The sequence below is a fragment of the Streptomyces sp. NPDC001027 genome, assembly GCF_040299045.1.
Taxonomy (GTDB): Bacteria; Actinomycetota; Actinomycetes; order Streptomycetales; family Streptomycetaceae; genus Streptomyces.
Genome location: NZ_JBEPBI010000614.1, coordinates 1 through 1,097, shown reverse-complemented (window position 1 = coordinate 1,097; position 1,097 = coordinate 1). Strand labels below are relative to the sequence as shown.

At 72.9% G+C, this 1,097-nt stretch carries 2 protein-coding genes; both read left to right on the top strand.

Annotated features, from left to right (window positions below; genetic code table 11):
• Positions 1 to 875 (top strand): maleylacetate reductase (locus tag ABT300_RS44330; protein ID WP_351688913.1); only part of this gene is annotated, 875 nt, incomplete at its 5' end.
• Positions 872 to 1,097: dioxygenase (locus ABT300_RS44325; RefSeq protein ID WP_351688909.1), on the top strand; the 226-nt coding region annotated here is incomplete at its 3' end. The genes ABT300_RS44330 and ABT300_RS44325, both read left to right, overlap by 4 nt.

Below are 1,097 nucleotides of genomic sequence, written 5' to 3'. Positions count from 1 at the left end.
ACGAGGTCGTCATGCATGTCCCGGTCGACGTCGCCGAGCGTGCCCGCAGGGCCGCGACGGCGGGCGCCGTGGACGCGCTGGTGTGCGTCGGCGGCGGCTCGACGACCGGCCTGGCCAAGGCGGTGGCGCTGACGACCGGCCTGCCGATCGTGGCCGTCCCCACCACGTACGCCGGTTCGGAGGCCACGAACGTCTGGGGCCTGACCGAGGGCGAGGTGAAGACGACCGGGGTCGACCCGCGGGTCCTGCCGCGCGCGATCGTCTACGACGCCTCACTGCTGTCGAGCCTGCCGGTGGAGATGTCCGTGGCCAGCGGACTCAACGCCCTGGCTCACTGCGTCGACTCCATGTGGGGGCCGCGCGCCGACCCGATCGACCGGGCTCTGGCGGCCGAGGGCATCCGCGCTCTGGCCGAGGGCCTGCCCGCCGTGGCCGCAGACCCGACCGGGCCGGCGGGCCGCGAACAGACGCTGTACGGGGCCTACTTGGCCGCCGTCGCGTTCTCCTCCGCCGGCTCGGGCATGCACCACAAGATCTGCCATGTGCTGGGCGGCATGTTCGACCTCCCGCACGCCCAGACCCACGCGGTGGTGCTGCCGCACGTGCTCGCCTTCAACGCCCCGGCCGTTCCGGAGACCGAGCGGCGCATCGCAGCGGCCTTCGGCGGCCCCACCGCGGTGGCGGGACTCACCGCACTGCGCGAGACGCTCGACGCCCCGCGCGCACTGCGCGACTACGGCATGCCCGAGGACGGCATCACCCGGGCGGTCGCCCCCGTCCTGGCCGCCGTCCCCGCCGACAACCCCACCGCTGTCACCGAGGAGAACCTCACCGCACTGCTGCGCGCGGCCTGGGAAGGAAGTGACCCCGCATGATCCCGTCCACCCGTCGCGTCTCCCCGGAACAGACGGCCCGAGAGGAGGACTTGATCGCGCGCGTACAGCGCTCCTTCGACTCCTGCCAGGACCCCCGTCTGAGGGAGCTGATGCAGGGGCTCGTCAAGCACCTCCACGCCTTTCTGCGCGAGGTCCGCCTCACCGAGGAGGAGTGGAGCAAGGGCATCGAGTTCCTCACCGCCGTCGGGCGTCTGACCGACG